The organism is Mesorhizobium sp. B2-5-13 (assembly GCF_006440535.1).
In the GTDB taxonomy this organism is placed as follows: domain Bacteria; phylum Pseudomonadota; class Alphaproteobacteria; order Rhizobiales; family Rhizobiaceae; genus Mesorhizobium; species Mesorhizobium salmacidum.
In genome coordinates this window covers 22,535-38,428 of sequence record NZ_VFUI01000015.1, presented here as the reverse complement: position 1 = coordinate 38,428, position 15,894 = coordinate 22,535, and the positions used below count along the sequence as shown (strand labels likewise).

16 protein-coding genes and 1 tRNA gene are annotated in these 15,894 nt (G+C 61.2%); 12 read left to right on the top strand and 5 right to left on the bottom strand.

Going from position 1 to position 15,894, the window contains the following annotated elements; genetic code table 11:
- The first annotated feature begins 488 nt into the window (after positions 1-488).
- The 7 genes from FJ434_RS21860 (at position 489) to FJ434_RS21830 (ending at position 8,791) form a co-directional block, all read left to right on the top strand.
- Positions 489-1,751, top strand: coding sequence for an N-acetylmuramoyl-L-alanine amidase (locus FJ434_RS21860; RefSeq protein WP_140751214.1), 1,263 nt, complete (start codon positions 489-491; stop codon positions 1,749-1,751).
- 214 nt (positions 1,752-1,965) lie between these two features.
- Entirely contained in the window at positions 1,966-4,410 is a 2,445-nt protein-coding gene (locus FJ434_RS21855; RefSeq protein WP_140711480.1) for a penicillin-binding protein 1A, read from the top strand.
- Between the two features lie 123 nt (positions 4,411-4,533).
- Positions 4,534-5,665 (top strand): peptide chain release factor 2 gene (prfB, locus tag FJ434_RS21850; protein WP_140508819.1). Its coding sequence is split into 2 segments (ribosomal slippage): positions 4,534-4,599 and positions 4,601-5,665, totalling 1,131 coding nucleotides; the frame shifts between segments, so codons are not numbered across the junction.
- A gap of 603 nt (positions 5,666-6,268) precedes the next feature.
- Positions 6,269-6,646: a hypothetical protein gene (locus tag FJ434_RS21845; protein WP_140508820.1), complete on the top strand. Its 378-nt coding sequence runs from the start codon at positions 6,269-6,271 to the stop codon at positions 6,644-6,646.
- A 116-nt stretch (positions 6,647-6,762) separates the two neighbouring features.
- Complete coding sequence (locus FJ434_RS21840; RefSeq protein WP_027146857.1) at positions 6,763-7,131, top strand: GFA family protein; 369 nt, start codon at positions 6,763-6,765, stop codon at positions 7,129-7,131.
- 152 nt (positions 7,132-7,283) lie between these two features.
- The gene (locus FJ434_RS21835; RefSeq protein ID WP_015318025.1) at positions 7,284-7,934 is read left to right on the top strand and encodes an OmpA family protein; all 651 of its coding nucleotides are present in this window, start codon (positions 7,284-7,286) and stop codon (positions 7,932-7,934) included.
- Between the two features lie 251 nt (positions 7,935-8,185).
- Positions 8,186-8,791 carry a hypothetical protein gene (locus tag FJ434_RS21830; RefSeq protein WP_140751283.1) on the top strand — a complete coding sequence of 202 codons (606 nt, stop codon included), beginning with the start codon at positions 8,186-8,188 and terminating at the stop codon, positions 8,789-8,791.
- 158 nt (positions 8,792-8,949) lie between these two features.
- Here FJ434_RS21830 and FJ434_RS21825 read toward each other — a convergent pair whose 3' ends face one another.
- Together FJ434_RS21825 and FJ434_RS21820 are read right to left on the bottom strand one after the other, a co-directional pair.
- Positions 8,950-10,527 carry a DEAD/DEAH box helicase gene (locus FJ434_RS21825; protein ID WP_181166054.1) on the bottom strand — a complete coding sequence of 526 codons (1,578 nt, stop codon included), beginning with the start codon at positions 10,525-10,527 and terminating at the stop codon, positions 8,950-8,952.
- Positions 10,528-10,719: 192 nt separating this feature from the next.
- Positions 10,720-11,490 carry an NAD kinase gene (locus tag FJ434_RS21820; protein WP_140751212.1) on the bottom strand — a complete coding sequence of 257 codons (771 nt, stop codon included), beginning with the start codon at positions 11,488-11,490 and terminating at the stop codon, positions 10,720-10,722.
- A gap of 305 nt (positions 11,491-11,795) precedes the next feature.
- Between FJ434_RS21820 and FJ434_RS21815 the strand changes: the two genes are divergently transcribed.
- Complete coding sequence (locus FJ434_RS21815; RefSeq protein ID WP_246672578.1) at positions 11,796-12,017, top strand: hypothetical protein; 222 nt, start codon at positions 11,796-11,798, stop codon at positions 12,015-12,017.
- 262 nt (positions 12,018-12,279) lie between these two features.
- Entirely contained in the window at positions 12,280-12,849 is a 570-nt protein-coding gene (locus FJ434_RS21810; protein WP_140751210.1) for a DUF2569 family protein, read from the top strand.
- A gap of 99 nt (positions 12,850-12,948) precedes the next feature.
- On the opposite strand, the gene FJ434_RS21805 is transcribed toward FJ434_RS21810, so the two are convergent.
- Positions 12,949-13,024, bottom strand: a tRNA-Thr gene (locus FJ434_RS21805).
- A 156-nt stretch (positions 13,025-13,180) separates the two neighbouring features.
- Here FJ434_RS21805 and FJ434_RS21800 point away from each other — a divergent pair.
- The 3 genes from FJ434_RS21800 to FJ434_RS21790 all read left to right on the top strand — a co-directional run bounded on the left by FJ434_RS21800 (position 13,181) and on the right by FJ434_RS21790 (position 14,320).
- Complete coding sequence (locus tag FJ434_RS21800) at positions 13,181-13,348, top strand: hypothetical protein (RefSeq protein ID WP_140508825.1); 168 nt, start codon at positions 13,181-13,183, stop codon at positions 13,346-13,348.
- A gap of 160 nt (positions 13,349-13,508) precedes the next feature.
- Positions 13,509-13,730 (top strand): hypothetical protein, encoded by a 222-nt coding sequence (locus FJ434_RS21795; protein ID WP_140508827.1) that lies wholly within the window; start codon positions 13,509-13,511, stop codon positions 13,728-13,730.
- Between the two features lie 284 nt (positions 13,731-14,014).
- The gene (locus FJ434_RS21790) at positions 14,015-14,320 is read left to right on the top strand and encodes a BA14K family protein (protein WP_140751208.1); all 306 of its coding nucleotides are present in this window, start codon (positions 14,015-14,017) and stop codon (positions 14,318-14,320) included.
- An 89-nt stretch (positions 14,321-14,409) separates the two neighbouring features.
- Here the strand turns inward: FJ434_RS21790 and FJ434_RS21785 are convergent, their stop codons facing one another.
- Together FJ434_RS21785 and bhcR are read right to left on the bottom strand one after the other, a co-directional pair.
- On the bottom strand, positions 14,410-14,829 hold the full coding sequence (locus FJ434_RS21785) for a hypothetical protein (protein ID WP_246672579.1): 420 nt from the start codon (positions 14,827-14,829) through the stop codon (positions 14,410-14,412).
- A 116-nt stretch (positions 14,830-14,945) separates the two neighbouring features.
- Positions 14,946-15,767 carry an HTH-type transcriptional regulator BhcR gene (gene bhcR / locus FJ434_RS21780; protein ID WP_140751206.1) on the bottom strand — a complete coding sequence of 274 codons (822 nt, stop codon included), beginning with the start codon at positions 15,765-15,767 and terminating at the stop codon, positions 14,946-14,948.
- Positions 15,768-15,894: the final 127 nt, after the last annotated feature.

Here is a 15,894-nt window from a genome sequence, read left to right as displayed (position 1 = left end):
TTTCCATGATTGCGCTTGAAGCCATCGTCACCAGCAGAACCTTTTGAACCAAAGCCCGGAAACCGGACCAGCTTGTTTGCTCATACAGAGCCGGCGCGGGAACAAACCCGGCCGTTTTCCTCACGCAGGCGATTCCCCCGCCACGGGAGCACACCTGCGAAATTCGTCGCAATCACCTGAAGCCTTTTCGCGTGAAGCGAAAGGAGCCGCCTTTCATCTGACCCTGTAGCAGGAAGCTGCGGAGGAGGGCGGTTCCAGGATTGCAGTGATCCACCATCGCTTTTATGATTTGGCGGGTTGGAAGGCAACCCCGATTTCCGATGCCGGCAAAAAGCAGTTCCGTAGCGTAAGCCTGGTTCCGATCCTTGCGTGAAAAGGCTTGGTTAACCTTCTCTGGATACCAATCGTTAATCGAGTTCGCGGCCTAACCGGCACTTCGACTAAACGAGCCAGCGCCTGGCGCCAAAGCGGGAGCGACTAGAAGAGAGATGGGACTGGCGGACTTCACAGACAAGGGATGTCGTGTTGGCGGCCAGATTCTCCGTGCCTTCTATCTCGTGTTGCTGGTGGTGTTTTCGTCCGCCTTTTCCACGATTGCCAGTGCCGCCGACGCGCCGCTTGTGGCGAAGGGCTACAAAATGGCCGGCGATGCCACCAAGATGCGCATCGTCATGGATTTCGATCGCGAGCCTGACATCAAATGGTTCCTGCTGCGCGGACCCAACCGCCTTGTCATCGATCTTGCGAACACCCGATTTGCCATCGATGCCAAGGATTTGAAGCCGCGTGGCCTGGTCAAGGGCGTGCGGCTCGGCGAACTCGGCGAGGGCGTTTCGCGACTGATCCTGACAGGCAAGGGACCGTTCGCCGTCGACAAGCTCGATGTGCTCAAGAACGAGGAAGGAACCGGCTACCGCATTGCCATCGACATGTCGGCGGCGTCCGAACGTGAGTTTGACGCCGCCCTTGCCAATCAGGCGCTGACCACCGGTTCCACGGTTTCGACCGATAAAGGCGGCCGGGTCGGCACGGGACCTGTCTCCAATCCCGGCCACAGGTTCACCGTCGTCATCGACCCCGGCCATGGCGGCGTGGACGGCGGCGCCGAAGGCCTGAACGGCACCATCGAGAAGAACGTCACACTGGCCTTTGCCACTGAGCTGCGCGACAAGCTCGCGGCCGTCGGCAGATACGATGTCTTCATGACCCGTGATACCGATGAATATCTGCGCCTGGACGACCGCGTCCGCATTGCGCGCCAGCATGAGGCCGATCTGCTTATTTCGATCCATGCCGACACGATCAGCGTCAAGGGCATCCGCGGCGCCACTGTCTATACGGTCTCCGACAAGGCTTCCGACCCTCAAGCACAGGCGCTTGCCGACCGTGAAAACCTGTCGGACCAGTTCGCCGGCATGGTCATCAAGGACGACAACAAGGAAGTGACTGACATCCTGATCGACCTGATCCGCCGCGAGACGCACAATTTCTCGATGAGTTTTGCCCACACCTTGGTCGGTCAGCTCTCGACCAGCGTCGGCCTTATCAACAATCCGCAGCGTTCGGCCGGATTCAAGGTGCTGAAGGCCCCGGACGTGCCGTCCGTGCTGGTCGAGCTCGGCTATCTCTCCAACGCCAAGGACGAGGCGCAACTGCTCGACACCGAGTGGCGCGGCAAGGCAGCGCAAAGCATCACCAACGCCGTCGCGTTGTTCGCTTCCGCCCGTGCCGGGGCCCGAACCGGAGGTTGACAATGCCCGGCAGCGCCTGCAACCAGAGGCGGCGTTGCGGGATGACAACACTCGCCGCTTTTATTTCCGGCTTGCGGCCGCGAAACGCGGCCCTGCCGTATTTTGTCCACATGGTGGCGACATGGGTTTTCGATTACGGGTTGGGACCGGCTCGAAAGCTTGCGTGGAAGGCGGCTTCGTTTAGGAAATTCCCGAACCAAGGACTGGAGCGGGTATGATTCGTCTCATTGGCTATTTCTTCGGCATCGGCACGACGCTGGCCCTCCTGGCCGCGGCGGGCGTTGCCCTTTACATCGGCCATGTGGCAAAGGATCTGCCAGACTACGAAGTGCTGGCCAAGTACGAGCCTCCGGTGACCACCCGTATCCATGCCTCGGATGGCGCGCTGATGGCGGAGTATGCACGGGAACGGCGCCTTTATTTGCCGATCCAGGCCATCCCGGATCGCGTCAAGGCTGCCTTCCTGTCCGCGGAGGACAAGAACTTCTACAGCCACCCTGGTGTCGACATAACGGGGTTGGGCAGAGCGGTGATGACTTACGTTTCGGGTGGCCCCATGCAGGGCGGCTCGACGATCACCCAACAGGTTGCCAAGAACTTCCTGCTGACCAACGAGCGCTCCCTGGAACGCAAGGTCAAGGAAGCCATCCTTTCGTTCCGCATCGAGCAGGCCTATTCCAAGGATCGTATCCTCGAGCTCTATCTCAATGAGATTTTCTTCGGCTTCAATGCCTATGGCGTTGCCGGTGCCGCACTGACCTACTTCGATAAATCGGTGAACGAACTGACCGTGGCCGAGGCCGCTTATCTGGCATCGCTCCCGAAAGGTCCGGCCAACTACAATCCCTTCAAGCACGCCGACCGGGCAATTGAACGGCGAAACTGGGTGATCGGCCAGATGGTCGAAAACGGTTACGTTACGCCCGAAGAGGGCGCGAAAGCGAAGGCCGAGCCGCTTGGCGTTGCTCCGCGCCGCACCGGCTCCTACCTTTTCGCCGGCGAGTATTTCACGGAAGAGGTTCGTCGGCAGATCATCGCCCGCTACGGCGAGAACGCCCTCTATGAGGGCGGGCTGTCGATTCGCACCACCCTTGACCCGAAGGTCCAGCTCATTGCCCGCAAGGCGATGCAGAATGGGTTGATGAAATACGATACTTTGCGCGGCTATCGCGGGCCGGTGAAGACGATCGACGTCTCCGGCGACTGGGGTGTGCCATTGGGTGCCGTCAAGGGACTGGAAGACGTTCCCGAGTGGTCGCTGGCCGTCGTGCTCGACAGTTCGGCGTCCGGGCTGTCGATCGGCCTTCAGCCCGCACGCCAGGCGTCGGGCGATATCGTGAAGGAACGCGTCGAAGGCACCGTCAGCAAGGAAGACATGGGCTTTGCCATGCGCCATGTGGTCGACGGCAAGACGGTCAAGGCCAGGTCGCCGGCCGACGTGCTGAAGCCGGGCGACGTCATCTTCGTCCAGAAGAACGACGGTTCCGACAATACCTACAGCTTGCGCCAGGTTCCCGAGGTGGCAGGTGGCCTGATCGCGATGGATCCGCACACCGGCCGCGTGCTGGCCATGGTCGGCGGTTTCTCTTATTCGCAATCCGAATTCAACCGTGCCACGCAGGCGATGCGCCAGCCGGGCTCGTCGTTCAAGCCGATCGTCTATTCGGCCGCGCTCGACAATGGTTATACCCCGGCCTCGGTAATCATGGACGGACCGATCACCATCCAGAGCGGCAACACAACCTGGACGCCGAAGAACTATGACGGCACGGTCGCCGGCCCGGCAACGCTGCGTTCCGGCATCGAGAAGTCGCGCAACCTTATGACGGTGCGGCTTGCCAATGACATGGGCATGAAGCTGGTCGTCGAATATGCCGAGCGCTTCGGCGTCTATGATCATCTGGCGCCATACCTGCCGATGGCGCTGGGTTCGGGCGAGACGACCGTCATGCGCATGGTTTCGGCCTATTCGATCATGGCCAATGGCGGCAAGTCGATCAAACCGACGCTGATTGACCGCATCCAGGACCGCTACGGCAAGACGGTGTTCAAGCAGGATGAGCGTGGCTGCGAAGGCTGCAACGCGCCTGAATGGAAAAACCAGCCGGAGCCGGAACTGGTCGACAATTCCGAGCAGGTGCTCGATCCGATGACCGCCTACCAGATCACCTCGATGATGGAAGGTGTCGTCCAGCGCGGCACAGGCGCCACCATCGGCGAGCTTGGCCGCCACATCGCCGGCAAGACCGGCACCACCAATGACGAGAAGGACGCCTGGTTCATCGGCTATACGCCGAACCTCGTGGTTGGTCTCTACATGGGCTACGACACGCCGCGCGGCCTTGGCCATGGCGCCACCGGTGGCGGCCTTGCCGCCCCGATCTTCAAGGATTTCATGCGCGTGGCGCTGGACGGCACGCCCAATGTCGACTTCAAGGTGCCCGACGGCATGAATCTGATCGCCATCAACCGCAAGACCGGCATGCGCGCCTCCTCGGGCGATCCCGGCACCATCATCGAGGCCTTCAAGCCGGGCACCGGCCCCGCCGACAGCTACTGGGTGATCGGCATGGGCGCCGACGGCTCCAACGCTTCCGGCGGGGCACTGTCGCCGCAGGCCAACCAGGCCATCCAGGACGGCGGCGGCGGCCTTTACTGACGAATTCAAACGTCCGAACGGGCCAGCCTGAGGCTGGCCCATTTCGCTTTACACATGGCGGCACCGTCCCTATGTATCGCGCCGACCGAAGCGTCATTCAGCAACAGGACAAAATATCAGGCCATGCGCGCGGAAACGCAGAATATTGTCGATGAGATCAGGCAGGCGATTACCCTGCTGAGGAGGCATCTTTGACTGGGATCAGGCCATAAAGCGGCTTGAATACCTGAACGTGCGGGCCGAGGACGCAAGCCTCTGGAACGAACCGCTGGAAGCGCAGAAGCTGATGCGCGAACGCCAGGGCCTCGAGGAAGGCATCGCGGCGGTCAAGGGCCTGACCCAGGCGCTGGAAGACAATATCGGCCTGATCGAGCTTGGCGAGGAAGAGGGCGACGAAGGCGTCATCGCCGAGGCCGAGGCCGCGATCCGCTCGATGCAGGGGGAGGCAAAGGCCCGCCAGGTCGAGACGTTGCTCTCGGGCGAGGCCGACGCCAACGACACCTATCTCGAAATCCATGCCGGCGCCGGCGGTACCGAAAGCCAGGACTGGGCCTCGATGCTGTTGCGCATGTACACGCGCTGGGCCGAGCGCCGCCGCTTCAAGGTCGAGGTGCTGGAAGTGCATGACGGCGAAGAGGCCGGCATCAAGTCCGCCACCTTGCTGATCAAGGGGCACAATGCCTATGGCTGGATGAAGACCGAATCCGGCGTCCACCGCCTGGTGCGCATCTCACCCTATGACAGCAATGCGCGCCGTCATACGTCCTTCTCCAGCGTCTGGGTCTATCCCGTCGTCGACGACAGGATAGAGATCGACGTCTCCGAATCCGACGTGCGCATCGATACCTATCGTTCGTCCGGCTCGGGCGGCCAGCACGTCAACACCACCGATTCGGCCGTGCGCATCACCCATATCGCCACCGGCATCGCGGTCGCTTGCCAGGCCGAACGCTCGCAGCACAAGAACAAGGCCAAGGCTTGGGAAATGCTGCGCTCGCGACTCTACGAGGAAGAGCTTAAAAAGCGCGAAGCGGTCGCCAACGCGACCGAGGCGTCGAAGAGCGATATCGGCTGGGGCCACCAGATCCGTTCCTACGTGCTGCAGCCCTATCAGTTGGTGAAGGATCTGCGCACCGGCGTCGAAAGCACCAACCCGTCTAGCGTGCTCGATGGCGATCTCGACGACTTCATGGAAGCCTCGCTGTCGCAACGCATCGAGGGCGGCGCGGGCGAAGTGGTAGCCGACCTGGATTAGGCTGCTCATGCGGGCAATGACGGCGAGCTCGTCGCAAAAGCGGACGTATCGCCGTGCGGTGAGCGGTTGACCACACGCTTTCCGCCGGTGCCAGCCACAAGCGCGCCGGCCATCGCAAGGTTTCTGGTTCGGCGTATTGCTCTCGTGCGGGAAGAGGGTCTTTTCCTGTCCCCAAAACGGGCGCGTCGCATGTTTGTCATTCGTCCGGTTGCCCACATCTTCGTGGCTGCAGGGCGGCTGGTTCTCCATCGCGGACGATCTGCGGCAATGTCACCAGTGATCAAGAGCATGTGATTGCCCGCATCTGACGATCGGCCGGCTGGAACCACTCCGGATCAATCCCGTTGTTTGCATGCCCCGCCTGCCGGGAACAAACCTGGCCTGAATCTCGTCAGCGGTAGCAGTATGTCATGCGCTTGCGCCCATATCCGGGCGCTGCGGCTTCTTGCGCCGACCAAGGAATCAGCCCAGCATCCAAGCGCTGGGAGACAAAAAGCATTTATGGCCGGACGCGGCATATCTGCGACCTGACGATCCGGCCACTGGGAAGAAACGTTCCGGGAACGGGCAGGCGAAATGCTTGACGCTCGAAAGGAACGTCCTATGTCCGCTGCCACGCCCAGATCGGCCCGAGCCGTTCAACCGGTCGGCCGACTTATGTTTTCCCTGTTCGCCGTTGGCGTGATCGCGATGTGCGCGCCAGCTGCCTTTGCTCATGACGCCACGCCCACGGCGGCAAAGCCGCAGGGTTGGAGCTATCCATTCGCCTGCTGCGCCAACTATGACTGTCGTGCCACGCATACCGGCGAGGTGCTGGAGAAACCCGAGGGCTACGTGATCGCCGGCACCGGCGAGGTGGTTCCCATGACGGACAAGCGCATCAAGGACAGCCCTGACGGCGAGTTTCACTGGTGCGCTCATCAGGCCGGTCTCGACGCCGGCAAGACGATATGCCTGTTCGTGCCGCCGCGCTCTTTTTGATGCTGCGCCGGCGGCCAACGCCATTCGGCAGACGCGTCTGCTGACGGACGGTTGTCAGGATCGCTTCTTTATGGTGCCTTGCCGCTTGGGCGACGGACAATGGAGAGGTGATGTTCATGGCCATCAAGGGAAGCTGCCACTGCAAGGCGACGATATTCGAGGTGTCGGAGGCGCCGCGGACGGTGACACAATGCACCTGTTCGTTCTGCTCGAAACGCGGCTCGCTCTGGGCCTATTACACCCCGTCCCAGTTCAAGCTCATCACGCCGCTGAAGAACGTTTCCTTTTACCAATGGGGCTCGAAGACCGTAAAGCATGGTTTTTGCGCAACCTGCGGCTGCGGCACCTTCACCGAAACGCCGGACTGGTCGACCGGCGAGCCGGATTTCGACAATCCGAAGATCAGCGTCAACTCGCGGCTGTTCGATGACTTCGACCTCGACAAGGTCGAAGTGGTGGTCATTGACGGCAAGAATCTCTGGTAGCCCGCCAAGGTGCTTCGATGCGCAACGGACCCGGGGGAAAAGCCGCGACGGCCACTTTTCCCGTTCCGTTTTTCGCCGCATTTCGTGGTACAAGTCGCGACAAGGGCTGATTTGGCGCCATCGTAAGGCGTGACTTGGAGAGGGACCATCCTATGAAGAAGACCGTGCTCGTCGTTATGGCGACGGCTCTGCTCGTGACCGCGTGCACCACCACCGATCCGTATACGGGCGACCAGAAGATTTCCAACACGGCCGCAGGGGCGGGTCTTGGCGCCCTGGCAGGCGCCAGCCTTGGTCTGCTTGCCGGCGGCAATGACCGCCGCAATGCGCTGATCGGCGCCGGCATCGGCGCGCTGGCAGGCGGCGCCATCGGCGCCACCATGGACCAGAACGAGGCTGAATTGCGCCGGCAGCTCGAGGGCACCGGCGTCAGTGTCACCCGTAGCGGCGACCAGATCATCCTCAACATGCCGTCCGACATCACCTTCAACACCGACCAGGACGCGGTGAAGCCCGGCTTCTACCAGGTGCTGAATTCGGTGGCGCTGGTGCTGAAGAAGTTCAAGCAGACCACGGTCGACGTTTTCGGCCATACCGATTCGACCGGTGGCGACCAGCACAATTTCGATCTGTCGCAGCGCCGTGCGCTGGCGGTCGCGAATTATCTGTCCGGCCAGGGCGTCGATCAGCGCCGCTTCGCCGTCACCGGATTTGGCAAGACGCGGCCCGTCGCCTCCAATGCCACTGCCGAGGGCCGGGCCCAGAACCGACGCGTCGAGATCCAGCTGTCGCCGCTCACCTGAGCAGAATGGCGTCTCATGCGAAAAACGGCCCCCAACGGGGCCGTTTTTTTATCCAGGCGTATTTTGGCGCCCGGTTTCATGACGGCGATCAAATAAAATTAGCAATATCTAATAAGTGCTTTTCCGCAGCCGTGGAAAGGATTAGCATCGACGCTGTTCCAGAGGGGATGGGGCGGTTTAATCGGCCGCGCAATCAACATCTTTGCCGCCTCGGTCTTGCACGGCCAGATCATGAAATCTGGGAGGAATGCATGACAAGAACAGCCAGTCTTGGGCGCTGCGGCGTCCTGGCTTTGACAAGCGTTGTAGGTGCATGGTTAGGCCTCGCCACGGCTCATGCCGAGGACGCCAACAAGGCCGACATCGACGCGTTGAAGAAATCGCTCGCCAAATATCAGGACTACACCGCCGCCGTCCGCGATCTCTACCTGTCGACAGTCGGCTGCGTCTATTACAGCGGAGAAAAGATACTCGGCTCCATGGATTATCCGAAGGGCGCCATGGGCATCCATTTCGTCAACGTTCCAAGTGTCGGCCAGAAACTAGATCCGATGCATCCCAATGTGTTGATCTACGAACCAACGAAAAAAGGCCTGCACTTGGTTGGGGTGGAGTGGCTGGTGCCGCTGACCCCGGACGTCAAGGAGCCACCAAAGCTGTTTGGTCAAACCTTCATGGGCCCGATGGAGGGGCACTATCCGCTCATCCCGAAGGAGTTCGTCCACTACGATCTTCACGCCTGGCTCGATGACAATCCGAACGGCATGTTCAGTCCGACGAATCCGAAGGTGAAATGCAACAAGGCCGAGTTTCCGATGCTTGAGAAACCGACCAAGATGATGCCCGGACCGATGTGACCTGGAGCGGACCAGCGTCCAATAGAATTGCCGAACCGCGCCAATGCTTCGTTTCCACGCAATTCCGGACGGAAAAGCGCTAGGCGGCTTTCCTCGAATTGCTCTTGGCGGCAGGGCAAAAAAGGAGGCAAGCCGGGTAGCCGGCTTGCTGGTTGGAATCAGACCTTGGCGACGATGCGCATGAAGGCCGGCATGTCGTCGCCGAAGCCGACTGTGGTGTCGTTGTCTTCCTGATGGTGGCGGGCAGGGCGGTTGTTGCTGCGCTGCGGCCTGGTGTCACCACGCTCAGGTGCGCGCGGCTCATTGCGGTCGGATGATTTGCGTTCGGTGTTTTCCGAACGGATTGCATCCTTGCGCGCGCGCCGTTCGACAATATCGGCCGTCTCGGCCACATCGGGCTGCGGTTGAGCAACCGCGGTCGCGGCATCTTCCTCGCTGTGTCTGCCGCGACGCTCGCCGCCCTTCTTGCGTCCGCCCCTGTCGCTGCGGTCCTCGTCCTTGCGGCCGGCGCGGCGCGGCGCGCCTTTGCCGCGGCGCGGAGCATCGTCCTCGCCTTCGCTGGCAACCACCGTCGACAGGTCGCCGTCATGCCATTCGATCTTGGTGCCGATCAGCCGTTCGATGGCGTCGATATACTTGGTGTCGGACTTGGTCGCGATGGTGAAGGACTTGCCTGAGCGCCCGGCGCGGCCTGTGCGGCCGATGCGGTGGACATAGTCCTCGGCATGGATCGGCACGTCGTAGTTGAAGACATGGCTGACATCGGGAATGTCGAGGCCGCGCGCGGCGACGTCCGAGGCGACGAGATAGCGCAGCTTGCCGTCGCGGAAATTGGCCAGCATCTGCATGCGCGCGCGCTGGTCCATGTCGCCATGCAGCGCACCGGCGTCGAAGTCATATTTCAGCAGCGAGCGGAACAGCTCCGAAACCTCGATCTTGCGATTACAGAAGATGATCGCGTTCTTCAGCTCCGCGTCCTCGGCCTTGATCAGGTTGCGCAGTGTTTCGCGCTTGTCCCAAGGCTTCGAGCCCGATTTGACCAGCCGCTGGGTGATGTTGGTAGCCGCCGACGCGGCCTTGGAGACCTCGACGCGCACCGGCGCATGCAGGAATTTTTCCGTCAGCTTGGTGATCTCTGGCGGCATGGTCGCCGAGAAGAACAGCGTCTGCCGGGTGAAAGGGATCATCTCGCAGATACGCTCGATGTCGGGAATGAAACCCATGTCGAGCATACGGTCGGCCTCGTCTATGACCAGGATCTCGACACCGTTGAGCAGCAGCTTGCCGCGCTCGCGGTGGTCGAGCAGACGGCCTGGCGTAGCGATCAGCACGTCGGCGCCGCGCTCCAGCTTCTTGTCCTGCTCGTCAAACGACACGCCGCCGATCAGCAGCGCGATGTTGAGCTTGTGGTTCTTGCCGTATTTGACGAAGTTCTCTTCGACCTGCGCGGCAAGCTCACGCGTCGGCTCCAGGATCAGCGTGCGCGGCATGCGGGCGCGGGCGCGGCCCTTTTCGAGCCGGGTCAGCATCGGCAGCACGAAGGAGGCGGTCTTGCCGGTGCCGGTCTGGGCAATGCCCAGCACGTCCTTGCCGAGCAAGGCGTGCGGGATCGCGCCAGCCTGGATCGGGGTCGGCTGGGTGTAGCCGGCATCGGTGACTGCGGAAAGCACCTTCGGCGATAGGCCGAGGTCTGAAAAGGTCAACGCTTCTTGAGCGATCGTCGTGTCTGAGGACAAGTGTTGCTGTCTTTGGCTGGTTCGGGGAAGCGCAACGTCATTCGTCGCGGCAAGCGCCACGCGCCTGCAAGATTGGTATTGCGATTAGGCGCAAGCCCACGATTTGTCAACAGAAACGGGCAGGATTGGCGCGATTGTGAAGTTGTAACCTTAATCGCGATGCTTAATCCGGCCGCTTGTCTCTGTGCCGGCTCAGTAACGGAACTGTTCGGCCAGGATGCGTTCGTTCCAGGAGTGGTTGGGATCGAATAGCAAAGTCGCGGTGGCAGTCGGCGATTCCCGTACCGTGACCGAGGTCACCGCCTTGACCTCCGTGTGGTCGGCGGCTGCGTTCACCGGCCGCTTTTCCGACTCCAGAATGTCGAAGCGCACGGTCGCCTTGTTGGAAAGCAATGCGCCGCGCCAGCGTCGCGGACGAAACGGGCTGACCGGCGTGAGAGCCAAAAGGGGCGCGTCGAGCGGAAGGATAGGGCCGTGCGCGGAAAGATTATATGCGGTCGATCCGGCTGGCGTCGCGATCATGACGCCATCGCAGTTCAGTTCCTCGAGCCGTATCTGGTCATCGACGCTGATGCGGATCTTGGCCGTCTGATAGGATTGACGCCACAGCGCAACTTCGTTGATCGCGAGCGCCGTGACTTGTTCGCCATCCGAGGTGGTTGCCAGCATCTCCAGCGGGCGGATCGTTTCGGCGACAGCGGCCGCGATGCGCTCGGTGAGTCCTCCCGACCGGTACTCATTCATCAGGAAGCCGATTGTGCCACGGTTCATACCGTAGACTTTTTTTCCCGTACCCATCGTGTCGCGCAAGGTCTGCAACAGGAAGCCGTCGCCACCCAGCGCCACCACAACAGTCGCCTCGGCGACCGAACATTGGCCATAGCGCGCCGACAGGCTCTCCAGCGCCGCCTTGGCGTCTGTTGTCTCGGACGAGACGAAAGCGATGCTGTTGGCTGTGCTCATGGCTTCCCGATCGCGACCGATTGGCGCCGGCAGGTTCCGGCCGCGCCAGCGCCGGGGTAGCATGAGGCGGGCGGGTCTGCAAAGAGAGCCTCTGCCGGTTCACGGAGCGACGGTGCGGCAGTGCCGCCGCATGGGGCGGTCGCGGTTGATGTCGTGGCGCGACCGAATGTGATGGTTAATGCCAGGCTTAAGGTCTCGTAAAGCCGGACCGATCATGTTAGCCGGCATGGGTGGCGTGGGGCGCCCGCAGCATCTACCTTATCCTTCGGGACGCAAGGGCGCTGCGGCACGTTAGATTTGTGCGCGTGATCCCGCGGATCCTGATGCCGGGGGACATGCGCCAGCCAGACGAGGCCGACATATTGCCGGTAGCACGCCTGATCATCGTCTTTGTCATGTTGGGAAGTTTTGCGCTTGTCTTCGCCGAACTGGTGCGCCAGTCGGAACAAATGAGCGCCAGGCCGGTCCCCACGGCCTCACGCTGCGGTGATGCCGCCGGGATGCCTTGCCCGCAAAGAGCGCTGTAGGCCGCCAAAATAGGCTCATCGATCCTGCACCAACCAAGTCTTCGCCGACGCCCGGCGGCGCTAGCGGTTTCTCAGGAGTGTTCCCGCAGATGGCAGCCTGCCGCTTCCGGGACAGAGCAGGATATTGGCGGCGGCGATCGGGGTGTGAGGGAGCAGGCAGGAGAAATCGTCGCTTCGGTATCGTTGTCTACGAAAAATTCAGCTCTTGAGTTGAACTTGAAATATGATACAACTTATAAGGGTATTAAAAAGGGGGGAATAAATGGGAACGTTTTCCATCTGGCATTGGGTGATCGTGCTGCTGCTGATCGGCGTGCCTGTTTTCTTTGCTGTCCGGTCAGCCGCGAAGCCGTCACAGAATCCTGAGGCTCTTGTGGGCTTCGGTGGCTGGCTGATGCTGCTGGCGATCGGTCAGACATTGTCACCGCTGCGCACGCTCGCCGACTTCGCCAATTCGACCGACGGCTACCGGCAACTCATGACTCTCCCAAATGGGCCGCTGGCGGTGTATGGGGAGGTTGCCCTCAATCTCGCATTTCTGGCGCTTCAGCTGGTTGTGCTGGTTTCGATGCTGCGGCGAAGCCGCCGGTTCCCGCAACTGTTTCTGCTTCAGTGCCTTGCGATCCCTGTCGTTTTTGTCCTGGATACGATCTGGACTTCGTCAATTCTGGGCGTTCCGGTGAACCAGGTGCTCGCAGGCGATGCGCTGGTGGCACCCCTCGCGTCTTTCGTGGGGGTCGGCATCTGGGCTGCTTATGTCTACAAGTCTGTGAGGGTGAGGAATACGTTCACCAGGACGAACGTGTCGGCCCAAATCGCGAGCGCCTCATAGAGAGTGGCGGCGCTCGTAATCGCTCTACACCGGGGTTTCGGAGGACCTGCTTCTAAGGGCTTGGGGTGGCCCGCCACCCGGAGCTCGAAGAGCGAAGGCTGGTGCCCCCGGACGGAATCGAACCGCCGACCTTCGGTTTACAAAACCGCTGCTCTACCAGCTGAGCTACAAGGGCACGGCGCTCCGGTTAGCATATTTGTTGCGCCAGTAAAGACAAAACTCCGTTTTTGGGCGTCGGCCGTGGTGGATGATGCCATGGCCCGTGCTGAAATCCGCAAACGCGCTTCCTACATGAGGATGAGGGTGCAATCGCTTCGGATTGGAGTGTCGCATGATAAGGCTTGTCATCATTCTCCCTATCGTCATCGTGGCGTGGATGCTGCTGGTGAAGCTCATCAGCGATGTGAAGAAGGCCAATGTCGACTGGACGGGCGTCACAACGATCATCGGTTTCATCGCGCTTGCCTTCTGGCTTCGCCATATCACCGGCATGGGCTGAGCCCGTGGTGAGTAAAGTGGTCATGGCGCGAACTGCCTGCTCACTACACGCCCACCGTGTTTCAAAAAAATCTCTGGAACTGTCGAACCTTTCGCCGCGGCGCGCCGACTGATCCTTGGAGGCGAATGGTCGCCTCGATCAAAGGATCCAGGAGATCATTATGCTTAAGCGCAGTCTTGTTTCCGGCCTCGTCGCCATCGTCGTTGCATCCGGCGCGCTCGCCGGCACCGTCCAGTCTTCGTCGGCTCATGGCATGCATCACCATCATCGTCATTTCGACGACTACCTCTACTATCAGGATTACCCGGACTACCCGGATTACTGGTGGATCTATGGCCATCATCATCACCGTCATCACCACCACCGCATCATCATCTACTGAGCGCAGCCTGACGGCGTGATTGAAAACCAATCCAGAAAAGGGCGGCTTCGGCCGCCCTTTTTGCATCGATCTGTCGCCGTCACGGCCGATGACGCGATTGGGCGCAAGGTGCCTGAAGCGCCGGAATCTGGATGATCAACGCCGGCGGGGCCGCCGCGCCTTCAGGCAGCGGATCCCAGCTTCCCCGAAAAAAATCAAACCCCGTCGAACCTTTTTCAATGCCGCGGCGACAGATGATCAAGGGGCGGATGGATCGCCTCGGTTAACGAAGCAAGGAGATCATCATGTTCAAGCGCACACTCGTTTCCAGCCTCATCGCCACCACCATCGGCGCCACCGCTTTGGTCGGCACCGTCCAGCCATCGGCGGCTCACTCGCATCACCACGACCTCGGCATCGGCATCGCCGCCGGCGTCGGCGGCTTCGTCCTCGGCAGCCTGCTTGCCCAGCAGCAACCGCGTACGGTCTATACCGACGAAGATGGCGGTTCCTGGCACGTCCGCCGCTGCTTCGACCGTTACGCGAGCTACGACCCGGATTCCGATACCTATATCGGCCATGACGGCTACAGCCATTACTGCCGACTCTGAGGGGAGGCGGGCGACAGGAAAGAGGGGAGGCGGGCGACAGGAAAGAGGGGTTGCGAGGCAGCCCCTCTTCGTCGTTTGAAGGCCGTCTTCTAGAGGTGCGTCTTCGGGTCGAGGATCGGCAAACCGGCCGCGCGGCAGGAGCCGCCAATTTGAAGCCGGGCAGCCTCCGTATCGTCGCCCATCGCGACCAGTTCAAAGCTGCTTGCGGCTTGCGGATAGACTTTGGCGATGAATGGCTTGTCGCCGCCATCGACGCCAGGCGAGGTCTTGGCGTTGACGGTGCCGCAGACCACGATCTCCTGGCGGCCGTCAAGCGTTCGCTCGCCGGCGAGCATGGTCCCGAATCTGGCGGAGGCCGAATCCAGCAGGCGCTGGCGGATGCCGGTCGTGATGATCTCTTCCAGCGCGAGTGAGATCGGGATGGGATTGACCCGCTGGCCGCCGGTATCGGGTCGTGGCGTCGTCGCCACGCATCCGCAAAGCGAAGCGGCGAGCAGAAGCTGAACCATTTTCCTCATTCGCGCCCTGTCGCATGCATTCGGGCGCCACGGCAAGACGGCCAATTTTATTCAGCGCGCGCCATGTCGGACATGCGGCTCCAAACACCTTGCCATGCGCTTGGTGATCAACTGAACGCCACGCCGCCTATCATCTTGGTCACCTGGATCGCGGCGTCGCGCACAAGCGGGCCGATCTCGGCCAGTCGGTCGGGCGTGACCCGTACCGTCGGTCCGGAAACGGAAACGCCGCCGATCGGTTCGCCATACTCGTTGAAAATGGCGGCGGCGACACAACGCATGCCGGGGTGGCGCTCCTCGTCGTCTACCGACCAGCCGCGATGCTTGGTGGCCGCCAGATCATGGGCGAGGGAAGAGATGTCGGAAAGGGTCTTGTCCGTATAGCGCTGCAGGCCCACCTTGCGCAGGATGGCTCCGACGCGCTCCGGTTCGAGATGCGCCAGCACCGCCTTGCCGATGCCCGAGGCATGGAAGGGACTGCGCGTTCCCGGCCGAAAGAAGGCGCGGATCGCCTGGTGTGTTTCGACCTGGCTGACGAAGACCACGCAGTCGTCCTCGGCGACGCCGAGATTGGCGGTCTCGCCGGTCTTCTCCATCAGTTCCTGCATGACGATGCGGGCACGATCCACAAGCTTGCGGCGGCGCAGGAACGCCGCACCCATGCGGTAGGTCTCGACACCGATCGACCAGAGCTGGTCTGATGTATCGAACTCGACCATGCCGTGGTTTTCGAGCGTCGTCAGCATGCGGTAGGCGGTGGAGGCGGCGAGCCCGGTTTGCGCCGATATCTCGCTCAGCGACAGACCGCTGCCTTCCGCGACAATGGCCAGAATGCGCAAGGCACGGTCGAGCGACTGCACCGAGGCAGCTTCGGCCGGACCATTGAAGGAGCGCGGACGCCCGCGCTGACGTTTTTCGTTCGTTTCCATGGCCGGCATTCTCGGGCGTTTCTTCCAAGATGCAATGAAAAAGTTTTTCAGGAATTCCCGAGCGCAAATCCCTGGAAAAGAGAAAAGTCAATGAAATCAGTGGATAGTCATCGTTTTCTCAAAATGA